This window comes from Chlamydiales bacterium (assembly GCA_031292375.1).
Taxonomy (GTDB): domain Bacteria; phylum Chlamydiota; class Chlamydiia; order Chlamydiales; family VFKH01; genus JARLHF01.
This window is the reverse complement of the sequence record JARLHF010000049.1, coordinates 49,195-64,620: the sequence shown is the minus strand read 5'-3', so window position 1 is coordinate 64,620 and position 15,426 is coordinate 49,195. Positions and strand designations below refer to the sequence as shown.

Annotated in this window: 14 protein-coding genes and 1 tRNA gene; 4 read left to right on the top strand and 11 right to left on the bottom strand. The window is 37.6% G+C overall.

What is annotated here, in order from left to right:
• Window positions 1–54: 54 nt before the first annotated feature.
• The 5 genes from lptB to P4L16_06335 all read right to left on the bottom strand — a co-directional run bounded on the left by lptB (window position 55) and on the right by P4L16_06335 (window position 4,234).
• Entirely contained in the window at window positions 55–780 is a 726-nt protein-coding gene (gene lptB, locus P4L16_06355; protein MDR3624743.1) for an LPS export ABC transporter ATP-binding protein, read from the bottom strand.
• Window positions 780–2,150, bottom strand: a complete 1,371-nt coding sequence (locus tag P4L16_06350) for a hypothetical protein (GenBank protein MDR3624742.1) — start codon at window positions 2,148–2,150, stop codon at window positions 780–782. The genes lptB and P4L16_06350 overlap by 1 nt, the downstream gene beginning before the upstream one ends.
• On the bottom strand, window positions 2,147–2,833 hold the full coding sequence (locus P4L16_06345; protein MDR3624741.1) for a hypothetical protein: 687 nt from the start codon (window positions 2,831–2,833) through the stop codon (window positions 2,147–2,149). Before P4L16_06345 ends, P4L16_06350 begins: the two co-directional genes overlap by 4 nt.
• Window positions 2,830–3,666: a 3-deoxy-8-phosphooctulonate synthase gene (gene kdsA / locus P4L16_06340; protein MDR3624740.1), complete on the bottom strand. Its 837-nt coding sequence runs from the start codon at window positions 3,664–3,666 to the stop codon at window positions 2,830–2,832. The genes P4L16_06345 and kdsA overlap by 4 nt, the downstream gene beginning before the upstream one ends.
• A gap of 70 nt (window positions 3,667–3,736) precedes the next feature.
• The gene (locus P4L16_06335) at window positions 3,737–4,234 is read right to left on the bottom strand and encodes a hypothetical protein (GenBank protein MDR3624739.1); all 498 of its coding nucleotides are present in this window, start codon (window positions 4,232–4,234) and stop codon (window positions 3,737–3,739) included.
• Between the two features lie 106 nt (window positions 4,235–4,340).
• On the opposite strand from P4L16_06335, the gene P4L16_06330 reads away from it, so the two are divergent.
• The gene (locus tag P4L16_06330) at window positions 4,341–5,066 is read left to right on the top strand and encodes a hypothetical protein (GenBank protein ID MDR3624738.1); all 726 of its coding nucleotides are present in this window, start codon (window positions 4,341–4,343) and stop codon (window positions 5,064–5,066) included.
• A 60-nt stretch (window positions 5,067–5,126) separates the two neighbouring features.
• Window positions 5,127–7,868 (top strand): hypothetical protein, encoded by a 2,742-nt coding sequence (locus P4L16_06325; GenBank protein MDR3624737.1) that lies wholly within the window; start codon window positions 5,127–5,129, stop codon window positions 7,866–7,868.
• On the opposite strand, the gene P4L16_06320 is transcribed toward P4L16_06325, so the two are convergent.
• Window positions 7,851–8,336, bottom strand: coding sequence for a hypothetical protein (locus tag P4L16_06320; GenBank protein MDR3624736.1), 486 nt, complete (start codon window positions 8,334–8,336; stop codon window positions 7,851–7,853). The two genes, P4L16_06325 and P4L16_06320, sit on opposite strands and share 18 nt — an antisense overlap.
• A gap of 114 nt (window positions 8,337–8,450) precedes the next feature.
• Window positions 8,451–8,939: a hypothetical protein gene (locus tag P4L16_06315; GenBank protein MDR3624735.1), complete on the bottom strand. Its 489-nt coding sequence runs from the start codon at window positions 8,937–8,939 to the stop codon at window positions 8,451–8,453.
• Between the two features lie 749 nt (window positions 8,940–9,688).
• Between P4L16_06315 and P4L16_06310 the strand changes: the two genes are divergently transcribed.
• Window positions 9,689–9,761 (top strand) — tRNA-Arg (locus tag P4L16_06310).
• 42 nt (window positions 9,762–9,803) lie between these two features.
• On the opposite strand, the gene P4L16_06305 is transcribed toward P4L16_06310, so the two are convergent.
• The 3 genes from P4L16_06305 to P4L16_06295 form a co-directional block, all read right to left on the bottom strand.
• The gene (locus P4L16_06305; protein MDR3624734.1) at window positions 9,804–10,076 is read right to left on the bottom strand and encodes a KH domain-containing protein; all 273 of its coding nucleotides are present in this window, start codon (window positions 10,074–10,076) and stop codon (window positions 9,804–9,806) included.
• Window positions 10,077–10,213: 137 nt separating this feature from the next.
• Window positions 10,214–11,182: an RluA family pseudouridine synthase gene (locus tag P4L16_06300; protein MDR3624733.1), complete on the bottom strand. Its 969-nt coding sequence runs from the start codon at window positions 11,180–11,182 to the stop codon at window positions 10,214–10,216.
• 15 nt (window positions 11,183–11,197) lie between these two features.
• Complete coding sequence (locus P4L16_06295) at window positions 11,198–11,527, bottom strand: hypothetical protein (GenBank protein ID MDR3624732.1); 330 nt, start codon at window positions 11,525–11,527, stop codon at window positions 11,198–11,200.
• A gap of 173 nt (window positions 11,528–11,700) precedes the next feature.
• Here P4L16_06295 and P4L16_06290 point away from each other — a divergent pair, with 173 nt between their 5' ends.
• Window positions 11,701–13,500, top strand: coding sequence for a hypothetical protein (locus P4L16_06290; GenBank protein ID MDR3624731.1), 1,800 nt, complete (start codon window positions 11,701–11,703; stop codon window positions 13,498–13,500).
• Here P4L16_06290 and P4L16_06285 read toward each other — a convergent pair.
• Entirely contained in the window at window positions 13,495–15,417 is a 1,923-nt protein-coding gene (locus P4L16_06285; protein MDR3624730.1) for a DNA topoisomerase IV subunit A, read from the bottom strand. The two genes, P4L16_06290 and P4L16_06285, sit on opposite strands and share 6 nt — an antisense overlap.
• Window positions 15,418–15,426: the final 9 nt, after the last annotated feature.

Below are 15,426 nucleotides of genomic sequence, written 5' to 3'. Positions count from 1 at the left end.
ATCCTTATATAATCTTTCTGTTAAATCTGATTATACAGGTAATAAATATTTTTATTAAAGTTTAAAAGATTGGCCAAGATAAGTTTTTTTTGCTTCTTCGCTTGTAATGAGAGTATTCACTGTTCCCGAAAGAGAGACTTTTCCTGCCTGTACAAGGTAACAGCGATCAGCGATGGCAAAAATTTCTCTTGCATTGTGATCAGTGATGAGTACAGAAATTTGTTTTGCTGCAAGGTGTCTGATGAGTGTTTGCACATCATTGATAGAAATAGGGTCGATGTTAGCAAAGGGCTCATCAAGTAGCAAACAGGAAGGATTGGTGATTAAAGACCTTGTGATTTCAAGTCGTCTTCGCTCCCCACCAGAGAGAGCATTGGCATTTTTCTTTGCAAGGTGTTCCAGGTGAAGCTCTTCTAAGAGCTGTTGTAAACGTAATTTTTGTTCTTTGGTAGAGAGGTTTTGTGTCTCTAGGATACAAAGTAAATTCTCCTCCACAGTCAGGTTACGAAAAATAGAGGGTTCTTGTGCTAAGTATCCCATTCCCATAAGGGCTCGTTTATGCATGGGATAGTGTGTTACGTCTGTATCATTAAAAACTACACTGCCCTCATCTGGGCGAATAAGACCCATTGTCATGTAGAAGGCGGTTGTCTTTCCAGCGCCATTGGGCCCTAGAAGACCTACTACTTCACCTTTTTGAATTTCAAAAGAAAGACCATCTACAACGCGTCTTCCTTGATAGCTTTTAACCAGACTGTTTACATTTAAAAGGATAGACATTATTTTGTTTCCAATGCAAATTTTTGTTTAAAGAGGTGCGTCTCTTTTTCATCAAAGACCATGCGTACACGTCCTTTTGTTTTAATATGCTCTTTTTGGTTTGCAGAGTTTTTATTTACAGAGATTTCGTCGGCACTGATTTCTATTTTCTTTGTGCTATCAAAAAAAAGAACTTTTTTCCCTGGAAATGCTTTGAGAACAATTTCTTTTTTATCAGGGAAGTAGTAAACAAGGTCCGCCATAGCATAACGCAGAATCTCATCATTTTCCAGATCTTCTGCGGAAGCTTTTGTTATTGAAGAGACATTGCCAAAAAAGGTGATTTTAGAAGGACGTGTTTTCCCATCGGTTTGAGCATAATCAATAGTGACGCGATCAGCTTGCAGTGTGCTTGTTGGGTCTTCATAAGTAATTTGGTTGAGAGAGTCACCTTCTAGGCACATAGATGCATTTGCATGATCGATGCTGACTTTTCCTATGCAAACAACACTTTGGTCTGGTTCATGAAGTAGATGAGTTGTTCCAGAGCTTTCGATTTTTTTTAAATTATTATTTTTCCCATCATTTTCTAATAAAAGCAAAACCTTATCATCGTTTTTTATGGTGCTTTGAAGGTATTGAATTTCAACGTCGTTATGAAGTGTAAGAAGATTTTTAGGCTCATTCCAATCGAGTGTTTTTGAGGAAAAAGAGAGAGGGGCATCTTTTGAAAGGGATGTAAGAGTGCCTTTTGGCTCTTCAAAGGTAATGCAATGTTTTTGTTGGTTGATGGTAATTTTAGAAGAGAGAATCTCGCTTGTTTCTTGAAAGCGTACCTTACAAAACTCTTGCTCACTTTGAGGAAGAAATGTAAGAAGACCAGAATTTTTGTGATAGATGGCCATGCCTGCTGTAAGTTGAAAGAGGTCTTGGTAGGAGGCTGTTACGGAAGGAAATGCTTCTATCTTTTCTATATAGTCTTGAAGTTTTACGGTTCCTGGTTGCTTTTGAAGCGAAATGTCAATTTTAGGGCTTTTTAGGTTGATAGCCTTGTTTTCTAAAACACCATCAAAACATACCCAGGGTGACGAAGCTGTACTTTTAAGCTCTATATCTCCATTTGCTATGTTGATATCGAGTACTTCACAGGTGAGTATACTGCCAGATGGAAAAGAAAAGAACACATTTTTTTCAAGATGAAGCTTTTGAAATTCTTTTGCAAAAGGGTCTTTGGTTATATGTGCAATACCAGCAGAAAGTTCTCCAAAATCATGCTCTAGGTGCACATTGCCTTTTAGAGTCATTTCATTCCCATCGTAGCTTGCAAGATCCGATTCAATGACAGTAGGTGTTGTAGCTGCAAGTAAAAGGCAAGTTAATAAGCAGATCATAATGCGTCTTTAGTTGGAAAGAAGTTTGCTTTTAAATCCTTTGCATTGAGATCAAAAGTTGTTTGGTCTACGTTAAAATAGACCTTACTAGCTTGTCCTTTCATTGTAAGAAATTCAGAATTTAATTTTTTTGGTAGAGAGTGTCCTGGACAAGAAAAAGAAGATAATGCAACGTTGCTTGCTATAAATAATCGGTCTTGGTAGGAGAACGTTGCTTCTTCTGCAGAGAGATGACGAATTTCTTGCATCGGTTTATCAAGGTTAAAATAGAGCTTTTCTTGTATGACAAGATTGGCGTTTTTTAATTTTTCTTGGATGGTGGATGTATGTGCTTGGTTTACGATGACAATTTCGGAATAAGGACTTTCAATATCTATTTTATGTCTTGAATTTTCTTTTGTAAGCCAAATTTCTTTGTGTACAACGGATCGTTTTTGTTTTGTATTTAAAAAGGATGAACGGTTGGAAGACATGTAATGTTTTTTCATAAGATCTTGATAGAGAAGAGCATCCTCATTTGTTACATAAAATAGAGTAGCTAAAAGAAAAAGACTTATTACAAAAACAGAGAGGATAGAATAGAAAAATAGACCTCTTGCATAATTAGCTTTGCTTGTTAAAATTGAAATTTTTAACAAGCAAATGTAATTACGCAAGAAGTCTAATAGAGGTTTTTTTTTCACAGATCCTTCGGGGGAGTAAGTAGACATGTTTTATAAAGCATTTCTAATTGCCAAAGAAGCGAGGGTAAGTCTTTGAAGTCAAGCACGCTAGAGGCATCGCTTTTTGCACTGGCTGGACTTGGATGGGATTCAATAAAAAGGCAATTACAGCCAGCAGCAATGGCAGCTTTTGCAAGTGTTGGAATGAACTCTCTTTGGCCTCCAGTGCTTTTACCAAGGCCTCCTGGCAGTTGTACAGCGTGAGATGCATCAAAACATACTGGGTAGCCAAACTTTTGCATGATGGGAATTGCCTTCATATCACAGACCAAGTTGTTATAGCCAAAAGATGTGCCTCTGTCTGTCAAGATAATGCGGTCGTTACCAGTGGATAAAAGTTTGTCTACAACATTTCCCATGTCCCAAGGAGCCATAAATTGCCCTTTTTTTACATTAATAGCAGCTTTGGTGGCTCCTGCAGCAAGGATCAGGTCTGTTTGCCTGCATAGGAAAGCAGGAATTTGGATGATGTCGCAAACAGCCCCTGCAATTTTTGCTTCTTCTGGTGAGTGAACATCTGTAATTATTGGCAAATCGAGCTCTTTTTGTACGCGCTCTAGTATACGTAGGCCCTCTTGAAGGCCGGGACCTCGAAAGGTATCGTTTGCTGACCTGTTTGCTTTGTCGTAACTTGATTTAAAAATAAGATTTATATCACGCTTAGAGAAAATATTTTTTAAAGTTTCCGCAGCTCTTAAGCAATGCTCTTCACTTTCGATTACGCAAGGACCTGACATAATGGCAAGAGGGGTTGCGGATCCAATATAAAAATCTTTAATTTTCACGCTTTTCATATACTTGACTTGTTTTTAACTTAAGATGAATCAGCAAAGATGATAATTCAAAACAGACTTTATTGCAATTTTACTCTGTATCGAGGGTGAACGTAACCATTTTGGTGGTAAGTGGGAGAATACCTGCTTGGCACTTGGTGGAAAATAGATAGGTAATGGGTAGTGTAGCATTTGTATGGGGTGGAATGTGAAGTACTAAGTTTTGAGGAATAGTAGAAAGCATTATCATGCCTGTACTTTGAGCTCCAGAAGGCGCTGCTAGCTGAATTGCAAGAGATGTATTTTGCGGCATCCTGTTATTTAGAAAAGCTGAAATTTTACACGTCTTATGAGCATCACTTGTAATTGTGTAGCTTGCTGTAGTTGAAGAAAGAGGACGGGGTTCATTTCCTGCAAAGCAACTAGTGATGATTAGGGGCTGGGGATTTGTTGTGTGTATTGTCAATGAAGATGTGTTGTTAAGGACATGCTCATCTGGGTGTTCTAAGATAGTATTTGAAAAAATAAGGTTAGAAAAAAAGAAGTATCCAGATAAGATGGTGAGAAAAAATATCCTGTGAGAAAACATGTTATATTTTGTGTGTAAAATTCCTGTCCGCCTCTTTTGTATAGGGATTTTGCTTTTTTTGATAGAAGTTCCTATATTTGCCTCTCAAATAAAAATCCCGGAGGTAATGACATTTGAAAGAGATGTACTGCCTGGAAATGTAATTGAAGGCTCTATTCCTATTTTTAATGCAGGAAATGAAGTTGCAAGTGTCAAAGTATCTCTTGCTGATTACCTTTATAATGCATCTGGCGAGACGTTTTACTCAAATCCTGGGAGCCATCTGCGCTCTAATGCTCCTTGGACGCATTTAAGCACTGAATTGCTAAAAATACCACCATGTAGCCAAGTCAACTTTTATTACAAAATTGTAGTGCCCTGTGATAGCCTGTTGCAGGGGACTTATTGGGGATTAATTTTAATAGAGCCAATAGATGAAGTTGTAAATCAAGGCAGTAAAGAAGAACAAAGTCTTGACGTTCAAACCGTTGTTAGATATGGTTTCCAGCTCATCACGAATATACGAGGCAGTGGAGCGTACGATTTAAAAGTTGTTAGTAAGGAACTTGTAAGGCAAGATGCAAAGACTTTGCTCGTTATTGATGTGCTCAATACAGGTACACTTGTAATGGAGCCCAAGATGCATATGGAAGTGTTTGATTTACAAGGCAAGTGCATCAAGAAAGCAGAGCTTTGTAAGCGGCGCATTTATCCTACGTGTTCTGTCAGATATGCTCCAGACATTTCTGATCTACAACCCGGAAAATATATGACGCTCATTGTTTTTGATCAGGGAGATAAGGCTTTGTTTGGCACCCAATATACGTTAGATATCAAGGACTCAGAAAGTTAAAAAATAACGGAAGTGAAATTGCAACGCTTCTTTGTGAGCAGTTTATTTTTATTTTGTATCATGTTTCTAACGAACATTTTTGCAGGTTCAAATGAGGGCATTCGCTTAGAGAGACAATCTTTACAAGTTACAGAAATAGAAAGTGGCGGTGTTGCAACGGCAAGCTTTTTAATCACGAATGATTCTCAAAAAAAAGTATGTTTAAAAGGGGGTATAGAAGCGCCTACTGATTGGACAGTTATACCAGAAGAATTTGCTCCAATTGTTTTAGAGCCAGGAGAGTCTTTTTTACAACTTGTTGCAGTAAAGGCTCCAAAAAGTGCTTGTAGCGAGATATACGACCTTTATTATTTTTTAAAAGAAGATGAAGGGCATAATTTCATAGAAAAATCTTTGTTTCAAATAATTATTGGGGCTACAACAGAAATAGAAGCGTGTGTTGAAGATGTTCCTAAACATGGATTTCTTGGCGAGAGTTATATTATCACACTCTATTTGAAAAACAGGGGAAATATTTCTGCCGACCTTTGCATTACTGCAAAAGAGCACTTTCATTTTCCTCTCTATATTAGCCCAACACCGCGCATTACATTACATCCAGGAGAGGCAAGATGTGTAAAAGTGCTAGTGAATACAGATCGTAATGTGAAGTGCCATATAGCGCATACTGTAACTTTGCACGTATTAGATATATGTTCTAAGGAGGTTGTTTTTGCACATACAACACTTGTAGATATGTTCCCTTTAGGGTATTCTAAAAATGACATTTATAATTATTATCCATCTTCAGTTGAGTTAGGAGCTGGATTTTATGGAGGAAAAAAACAAGTTTATGTGGGCTCTCAAGGATGTGGGTACTTGGATGAAAATAAGGATAGGCATATTGATTACTATTTTCGAGCGCCATTTATTCAACAAGTAGATGTTGCCTATGACTTAACATGCGTGCAGGAAGATGCTTATTTTCGCTACTGTGATCATGCACAAAATATTTATCTTGGTAATGGAATTTATACGATGACTCCATTGACAATGAGTTTTCGCTATGGTTGGGGAGCTGGTTATGCAGGTTATTTTGGGCCTGTTGAAGTAGGCACTATGTATGTTAAAGATTCTTCTTATTTTGCAGAAAAGAATGGCGCTTTTTATGCTGCATATAAGCCTGCTAAATGGTGTAGGTTCTCTTTGAGTGAGTTAAAGACGGATCAAGGTGAGCAGGCTGCCTTTCAATTAGATCAGCCAAGAAGTGCGCATACATACTCAGCAAGAAGTCAGTTGTTTTTTTGTAAGCAAGCTCAAATAGACACTGAATGTGCTGTAAGTAAGGGAACTTCTAGTTATGAAAAAACACGCTATGCAACTTATGTTTATGTAAAAGGAGAGCCTTTAAAGTCGTGTTGGTATACGTTTCAAAATATTTATGCACCTCCTCGTTTTGTAGGCTTTTACAGTGATACAAGACAGACCAATGCAAGTATTGGCTTTCCCATCTATAAAAGGGTGCAAGCAAGTATTTCTCAAAATTATTACAGTTATAATTTAGATCGTGATCCCAACAAAGAACGAGCTACCAGAGATAAAAATAGATGGGTTACACTCTCATCACCTCTTCCATATGATATCTATGCATCTCTTTCTTATAATAATGCTGTTGTAAAGGACCCATTGAAGGATATTAGCTATACAACCAATTATTTAAGCTTGGTTTTTAATAAAACTATCTGTGAATGGATGCTGCAAGGTGTTTGTGAGCAGGGAAAGCATATTAATAGACGCGTGTTTAACAAAGATCATCATTGGCAAAATTACCAACTCTACATCCATTATAGGCCATCTTCATATGAAATGTATGCTATTTATTCTAGGCAGGGATACCAAATGATTGTGGATTGTGTTAAATGGGCACAAGTTTATGGTGTTAATTTGGTTCTCTGTGGTTATAAGAATTGGTTTTATAATCTCTTTTATGAGCATACATGGCGTACCAAAGATTTTAAGAGAAATTTTGCAAGCGGCGAAGTAAAATACGTTTTTCCAAACGAGCATGCACTTAAATTAAAAGGATTTTGGAATAGAGAAGATTTTACTCGTTATTTTCATTCATCTTTTGGGCATGTCGCATTTCCTACAAAACAATCTACGGAAGTAGAAATGTTGCTTACTTATACAGTTCCCTTAAATATTCCTATTGGACGCAAGAAAAGTGGAGGAACAGTTCAAGGTATTGTTTCAGCTGGCAGCTTTCCTATTGCTAGAAAAAGTGTAATGTGTAATCAAGAGCGCTCTTTAACAGATTCAAGGGGGACTTTTTGTTTTTCTCATCTAGGTGCTGGATACTATTACTTGAATTTGGAGGCGCAATTAGATGGTTTTGTTTCTTTACAGCCACTTCCCATGGTAATTGCTGTACAAGAGGGTAGGGTAACTAATTGTAATATTCAAATGGTTAAAGAGGCCGAAATTTCTGGTAGAGTTTGTTATATAGACCGTGAAAGTGGTGCATTAAAAGGTGTACATAGGGCGTTTATAGTACTTCGTTCTATAAGAATAAAAGAGAAGATGCAGATGGTAACAAACGAGCAAGGCCTTTTTGTCTTTAAGCATTTAAGGCCAGGACAATGGGAAGTTATTATTCATTCATGTGAACTTCCAGAGGGTGTTTCATTAAAAGCAAGAGAATGTATCATCGACATACGCCCCGGAGAAAAGAAATCTTGTTCGTTTGAGGCAATACAAAAATCAAGAAAGATCCAATTCATTGACGAGGGTGCGCTGTCGTATAATTTAAGGGCCATCCAGTAGTGTCAAAGTGATTGTACGATTGAAAGAATTGATGACTCCAGCAGAGGGTTGTGTTGCAAAGCCAAGAGTCATGGCAAGTCCACTTTGTGCAAGTTTTGAAATCCCAGTAACTAATGTTGTAGCTGTTGTAGAAAGAGCTTGAACGCCTGCACTTGTAGCGCCATGTGGTGCATTGAGAATGATGTTAAGTGTTGTTCCAGATGGCATATTGGAGTCAATTGAGCCTGTAATTTTTTTGTTGGCCTGGTTTGTAGTAATAGCGTAAGTAAAACCTGTAGAGCCAGTTGAGTTTGGAGATGCTCCTGCTGTTGCGCTGTTAATTGTAAGTGATGCAGAGGAGCCTGAAATAGAGAGCTCATTGATGGGGGCTACAGACATTGTGATTACGGATGTAGTAGAAGTTGAAGAATAGATGTTAGAGGTAAGAAATAAGAGTGTGCTCAAAGTAAGAGACAATTTATTTTTCATTACAATCTTTCCTAAATTATGCAAGAAGTCCAATGCGCGTATAAAATTATTCTTATCACAAATCGGAAATGATTGTAAATTAAATTTTTAATTTAATTCTATTGAGCGTAAGTACTAAGGACCATCCAAAAGAGTCAAAGTAACAGTGCGGTTAAAAGAAGAGATAACTCCGGCTGCAGGTGTTGCGCCAAAGTTTAGAGTCATACCAAGACCTGCTTGCGCAAGGTGTGATATGCCCGTTACAAGAGAGATGTCTGTTGTTGAAAGGGCTTGGGAGCCAGAGCTTGTAGCTCCACTTGGAGCATTTAGGACTAATTGAAGTGTTGTTCCAGAAGGCATGTTAGAATCAAGAGAGCCTGTGATTTTTTTGTTAGTTTGGTTCGTTGTAATTGCATAGGTTAGGCCTTTAGACTCGGCATCAACAGGAGCTGTGCCTGCCGTTGCGCTAGTGATTGCAAGCGTTGTAGAGGCTCCTGAAATAGCAAGCTCATTGATGGGGGCCACAGACATTGTGATTACAGATGTAGTGGATGCAGATGCGTAGAGATGAGAGAAAGAAAATGCTAAGCTAGTAGATAGGAAGAGAAGACATAACTTTTTCACGATATATACTCCAAAACAAGTTGCTTAAGAAAGCCCTACCAATACGGGTAGTTTAAAGCAACAGCTTGTATCAGATCCTATGTACTTTGTAAATAAAAAACATTAGACATAATGTAATCGCGCGCCCTTAACCAAGGAGCGTAAAAATGAAGCCAAAAAAAGGCTTACTCCAAAAACGGAGTATCTTTACGATCTCCAATATAAACCCGAGGTCTAAAGCCTCAAAAAACAGGAGTCTATTAGAGAGGAATTTTCGTTCTAGAAGGCTCGAATGAGAAAAAATCTAAAAAGTGTTTTTAGAAAAATCGAATACTGCATAATATCTTTTATCGTTGGAGTTATTAACAAGTAGCTTCGAAATGTTCACAGGAGGTTATATATGACTAAAGAAGTAACAAAGCATCGTAAAGAAGAGAAGAAGAAGCCTGCACTTACTCCAAAAGAGCGCAAAGCCAAGAAGCAGGAAAAGAAACAAGGAAAAGAAACGGCATAGAAATTTAAGATCTTCAGCCTACAAATCATGTTCTGGATATATACACAAACAAGCTCAAGAATTGTTTATGTATACCTAGGGCGAAAGCTCCTTGTATAATGCCCCTTGTATTTGGATTCAAGGAGCTTTCTTATCGTTAACGGCTATTTTTTTTAGAAATCAATATTGCAATGTTTTTTTAAATTGCTTTCAGGAATTGCTCTCTTTAATTCTCTCTTGTAAAATAAGAGGCTAGGAGGATAGAATAAGCGCTCTTGGACTGATAGCTCAGTGGATAGAGCACCCGCCTTCTAAGCGGGTGGTCGTAGGTTCGAGTCCTACTCAGTCCAATCTTAATATACACAAACAAGTTCAAAAATCAATTTCTTATATTATTCGTGATGATGAGCCTCGAAGTGGCCTTCTGTTCCTGGCTCTTCAATAATTTCAAGGTTTACACGAAGGCCATTTCGACTAGCAACGGACATAAGTAGTGTGCGGATTGCATTGATCGTTTTTCCTTTTTTACCAATGATTTTTCCAATATCAGATTTTTCAACAGAAAGCTCAATGATGAGAGTATGCGTACCCCCAATTTCATTGATCTTAACTTTATCTGGGTGGTCAACTAGGTTCTTAATAATATAGGCAACAAAATCTTTCATGGTCAGACCTCAAAATTAGGTGGGTTATAACTTGAATCGTTCGCAAGTTCGACCATACAATAGCCAAGAGATATTCAGCTATAATTTTTTTTCTGCGAGTAAGTGATAGATTTATTTATAGATAAGGAAAATGTATCTTAACACGCTGAATGAGAAGGAGTATGAGATCTTATTGGTATATGGGGACAGGGCATGGTTTTTTGTATGATGGTAAGCATATCTTTTGGGATCGGTGCTTCGAAGAGTAGGGGTTTCTCTGTAATGGGATGTTTTAAGCCCAAGCGATAGGCATGTAACAATTGTCTTGTTGTAGAATGTTTTTTATTTAGCCCTTCATTGCCATATAAGCTATCTCCTAAAATAGGGGCATGCTTAGCCTGCATATGCAGGCGTATTTGGTGTGTACGACCACTTTCTAGTATGCATTGCACTAAAGAAAAGCAGTTGAGCTTTGCAATAGGATAGCATCTTGTAATGGCAAGCTTGCCTCCAGTTTGTGCATTACACATTTTTTTTCTGTGGATAGGGTGCCTTGCAATATGTGTTGTAATGACACATTCTTCTGGTATGCCAATGCAGATAGCTAAGTATTCTTTGTAAATGGATCTAGAGGCAAATAGAGCAACTAGCTTTTGATGTGCCTCTTTTGTTTTTGCTGCAACTAGAAGCCCTGATGTTTCTTTATCCAGCCTATGTACAATGCCAGGGCGGAGAGGTTCTCCTACATCTTTTAGGTGTTTACAATGATAGAGAAGGGCGTTGACAAAGGTATGAGACCAATTTCCAGGAGCTGGATGCACAACAAGGCCTACTGGCTTATTAATGACAATGATGTATTCATCTTCATATACAATGTCTAAGGGGATATTTTCTGGTTCTAGAGATAGCTCAGGTGTGAGTGCAAACTCCACCTCTATTTCATCATCAAGTTTTAACTTCTCTCGTTTTTTTATTGGCTCGCCATTAATGAGAACAAGTTTTTCTTCTATGAGGTATTGAAAGTATGTTCGTGATTGTTCTGGGTAGCGCAAGGCTAAGAATTTATCGACACGCATGCCTACTTCATCTTCTGATACCGTAATCGTTTCGCTCTCTTCTTGCTGCATGGGAGGGATTAAATTCTAGCTATTTTGACTTGCTTGCTTTTTGGCATTTTGTTGCACTTTTTGCATGGTATCGAAGTTTTGATTTACCATATTAGAGACTACACCCTGCTCGATAGTTTTAACAATAGCCTCTCGCCCTGCTTTAGTTGCAAGTGTAGGATCAGCCTTATCGGCACCTTTCTTTGCAGCTTGGCTTTTTGCAAGATCTAGAGGTGATTGTTTTGTAGATGTATCTTTGGAAGATTTCGGTGTAAAGGCTTGAGAGGGGCTACCTGTTGGGCCTTTGGGTTGGTTAAAATTAGGATCAAGATTAGGTGAGTTGTCAACGCTTGAAGTACCGCTCATGATATTTACTCCTTTTAGTTTTATCCTATCATAAATCCATAATTTCTTAAGATAAAATAATTATTTTAATAATAAGGATGTCTTTATTGAATGAGATGAGCTATTAAAATTATTTGTAATTATAGAGTTTTATGGTATGACTTGATGAAAGTATATATATTTTTAGGTGCATAATGACTGCTGAACTTAACGATTTTCTTGCTAAAGTTGCTCAAGATAAGTTTGATTTTAAGAGTGAACGTGTTGAACTTAAGAAAAATTTAAACGGAGAATATTATCCCGCTTTTGCACCTAAGCCCAGAGGAATTCGTTGGCTGATAGAACGACTATTTGGTAAAAATGATGGAGCGCGTCTTACTACCGTTTCAGACTTTCTTATCGATAAACTGACTCAACTTGAAGATTCTCCTGACAAGCTTCCTGCAATAGAAAAACTTAACCGGCACTTTCATTCTCATTACAAAGTAAGTGGTGAATGGGATGCTATCATGAAACGTATTGAAATAGTAAGATGCAAAACTTTTGCTATAGAGAGTTTGTTGCCATCCTCAGTTGAAAGAGAGTCTGTTTTAGAGGGTGAAAATATAAAAGTATGTTGTAAAAATGGAGAAGAGCTAGAAATTCATCCTAGTATTTTAGCAAAATTGCCTCCAGGATCATTATTTGAAAATTATTTGAACACAGATCGCAAAGAACCTATGCAATTTCCCTATTCAGTTGAGGATGCAAAACCTTTTTTTGACTATTGTTGTGGTAGGCTTGATGAATCATTAATGACTATCGACCAACATTTTGCTTTATTAGAGCTTGCAGATAGATTCAATATGGATGAGCTAAAAACTCAGGTTACAGAGCATTTAAAACTTATTTGCTCTAATAATATGAACGTGCTTATTCGTACATTACATGCTTTACATAATACTAGAGTGGATCGGAAAAATGAACTTGAGCCCTTACTAATTGATTCAAAATCTTGGATTAACCTTTCTTTGTACCATTCAAAAGAAATGATTGTACATGCAACGATTGATCAGTATTGTGAATTACTGGCGCTTGCAAAAGAGTTTGGTTTAGGTGGACTTGCAAATAACATAAAGGAAGAATTAAAGTTTATTTTTTCTTATAATGCTGATTTATTTACTAATACGATCCTCTCTTTATATACTACCAGAGGCAGTCTAAAAGATGACATCCTTCCACTCACTACAGATCAGTGGTATTTAATTACCTGTAGTTCTGATGGTTTAGTAAAAGAATTTATCAAAATAGTTCTTTCACAAGAAAATATTCGAATGAAAGTTGATTCTTCAGCGATTACGCCTGAAGAGAAATTAGAGAAATCATTTTTACAAACATTGCTTGCCTATTCCTTTCAAAAGGGGATACATACTTTTAAAGACCCCGTCAGGGCTGTAGAGAGATTACGGCCTGCAGCAGATCAGGGATATGCGCCTGCTATATGCATGCTTGGAACCTGTTATATACAAGGCCTGGGCGTAAAAAAGGATGAAAAGATAGGGATAGAGCATTATGAAAAAGCAATGGCTAACAAGTATGCTTACGCTAATTATTGCATGGGAATGTTGGTTTGTAAAAAGCAAGTTTCTAGCTCGGAATATTATTCTTATTTTGAAAAAGCGGTAGAGGGAGGATGCTATCTGGCCGCATTTGAAAAAGGAAAAATAGATTTATACTATAGTCTATATAGAAACAGATGTGGCATTGATAAAAAACTAGCTGAAATTTATTCTGAAGGTGCTTTTAATTGTTTTAACAATTCTGAACATATTAATCCTGTTAGCCAATATTTGCTTGGTTTTTGCTATTATTGGGGTGTGGGTGTAGAGCAAGATAGAGAAAAAGCGGATCTGCTTTATTCTCAAGCGGCTGCAAGAGGGTGTAGTTTAGACGAGTATGAGTATGTTCAGGATGAACTTAGCGAGCTAAATTCAAATTGGCCCATGAATTTATAAGCACTCCAGGTTAATGGGTGTATCCAAAGAAAAGGTTTTGATTTCTTTGTCAGAAATACGGATGCCTTTTGCAGAAACCCCCTTAACAAGAATATCTTCTATCTTAAAGTTTAAGAGGTGCACTTTCTGGTTTGCTTTTGGCTTGAAATTGATTTTGAGATTAGCGTTATTTGCCTGAGTGATGCCCTTAAAGAGAGTATCTTCATCGATGAATCTGTAGACTTTGTCTAGTATGAATTTTTCAATGATAAAGCGCTTGCCATATAAGTATTTAGTTTTTGGATCTAGATAGAGAGCAGTAAAAACAGTCTTTTTATCGGCAACACCTGCAAAGACAAGCTCTGAGTTGTTATGATAGAGGTAGTGCTTTTCTGGTATATTGATGACAACGTAGCTGCCATCTTTAAAAATAAATAAGAGTTTATCAAAATTGGTGCATTCAAAAGATAGCCCGCCTTGTACTTTTGTTCCCGCAAAACCAGTTTCTGGATCGATAAAAATTTTAAGCTTCTTGCTAGCAATTGCTTTCTTATCTACCTCTTCAAGAGTTTGTACTTCTGTTTTTCTCTCAAAATCTTTGCCATATTTAGTAAGAAGGCCTTTGAGGTAGGAAATGGTTACTCGCTTAATTTGTTTTAAATCTTTTTCAACCTTGGCAAGTTCTTTTTCAAAGCGCTCAATTTCTTCTTTATTTTGATTCAAATCAAAGCGTGAAATGCGTCTGATGGGAATATTCAAAAGCTTTTCCCTGTCATCGTGGGAAGGTATGCGAGAGAGTTCTTCGTGGAAAGGGAGTAAGTGAGAGGCAATGGTTGCATGGATCTCTTGATAGTTTGCAATCTCTTCGATGCGTTTATAGATTCTATTTTCGATAAAGATGCGCTCTAAGCTTTTATGGAAGATTTTTTCTAGAAGGCGTGCTTTTTCAAATTCTAGTTCGCGCTTTAGATACTCTTGTAAGAGTTCCACGTGGAGCTTTAAAATCTCATGAACATCTGTTTGCCAAGGAAAGTTGTCTTTGATGACAAGAACTTGAGAGCTTAGAGAAACTTCGCATTCTGTGAAGGCGTAAAGTGCATCGATGACTTGATGTGCGTATTGTCCTCTTGGAAGCTTAATTTCTATCTCTACATTTTCTGCTGTAAAGTCATAGATAGAGTCGATCTTAATTTTGCCCTTTTTAGCAGACTCATCGATGGATTGAATGAGAGATTCTGTCGTCGTACCGTAGCAAACCTCTTTGATGACAATAGTTTTTTCATCAGGACAATGGAGGCGGGCTCTCAATTTAATTTTTCCAAGCCCTCTATCGTAAGAGGATGCATCCATGATACCGCCTGTTGGAAAGTCGGGAAGAAGCGTAAATTCTTTGCCTTCTAGGTGGTCAATTTCTGCTTGTAACAATTCTGAAAAGTTATGAGGTAAAATGCGTGTTGCCATTCCAACAGCAATACCCTCAGCTCCTTGCATCAACAGGACAGGGATCTTTGCAGGGAAGGCTACAGGTTCTTGATGTCTGCCATCATAAGAGGGTAGCGTCTCTGTTAGATCTTTATTAAAAAGTGTCTCTTTCGCAAGAAGGGAGAGTCTTGTCTCAATGTATCTAGAAGCTGCTGCTGGATCACCTGTAAACAGGTTACCAAAATTTCCTTGTCTGTCTAATAAAAAGCCTTTATTTGCAAGGTTGACAAGGGCTTCTGTAATAGGAGCATCTCCGTGGGGGTGATAAGCCATAGTTTGGCCTGCAACATTTGCAACTTTGTGCAATTTACCATCATCCATGCCATAGAGCGTGTGTAAAATGCGGCGCTGTACGGGTTTTAAGCCATCAACAACATTGGGTATGGCCCTATCTAAAATCACGTAGGACGCATACTTCAAGAAGTTGTCTTGCATCTGGTCTTTTAGATCATCCATTGGAAGACT

Excerpts from the sequence above, each read along its gene's own strand:
- P4L16_06330 (MDR3624738.1), top strand. The coding sequence starts at position 4,341 with ATGACATTTGAAAGAGATGTACTGCCTGGAAATGTAATTGAAGGCTCT.
- P4L16_06295 (MDR3624732.1), bottom strand. The coding sequence starts at position 11,527 with ATGAGCGGTACTTCAAGCGTTGACAACTCACCTAATCTTGATCCTAAT.
- P4L16_06300 (MDR3624733.1), bottom strand. The coding sequence starts at position 11,182 with ATGCAGCAAGAAGAGAGCGAAACGATTACGGTATCAGAAGATGAAGTA.
- kdsA (MDR3624740.1), bottom strand. The coding sequence starts at position 3,666 with ATGAAAAGCGTGAAAATTAAAGATTTTTATATTGGATCCGCAACCCCT.
- P4L16_06305 (MDR3624734.1), bottom strand. The coding sequence starts at position 10,076 with ATGAAAGATTTTGTTGCCTATATTATTAAGAACCTAGTTGACCACCCA.
- P4L16_06325 (MDR3624737.1), top strand. The coding sequence starts at position 5,127 with ATGTTTCTAACGAACATTTTTGCAGGTTCAAATGAGGGCATTCGCTTA.
- P4L16_06290 (MDR3624731.1), top strand. The coding sequence starts at position 11,701 with ATGACTGCTGAACTTAACGATTTTCTTGCTAAAGTTGCTCAAGATAAG.
- P4L16_06335 (MDR3624739.1), bottom strand. The coding sequence starts at position 4,234 with ATGTTTTCTCACAGGATATTTTTTCTCACCATCTTATCTGGATACTTC.
- lptB (MDR3624743.1), bottom strand. The coding sequence starts at position 780 with ATGTCTATCCTTTTAAATGTAAACAGTCTGGTTAAAAGCTATCAAGGA.
- P4L16_06320 (MDR3624736.1), bottom strand. The coding sequence starts at position 8,336 with ATGAAAAATAAATTGTCTCTTACTTTGAGCACACTCTTATTTCTTACC.
- P4L16_06285 (MDR3624730.1), bottom strand. The coding sequence starts at position 15,417 with ATGGATGATCTAAAAGACCAGATGCAAGACAACTTCTTGAAGTATGCG.
- P4L16_06350 (MDR3624742.1), bottom strand. The coding sequence starts at position 2,150 with ATGATCTGCTTATTAACTTGCCTTTTACTTGCAGCTACAACACCTACT.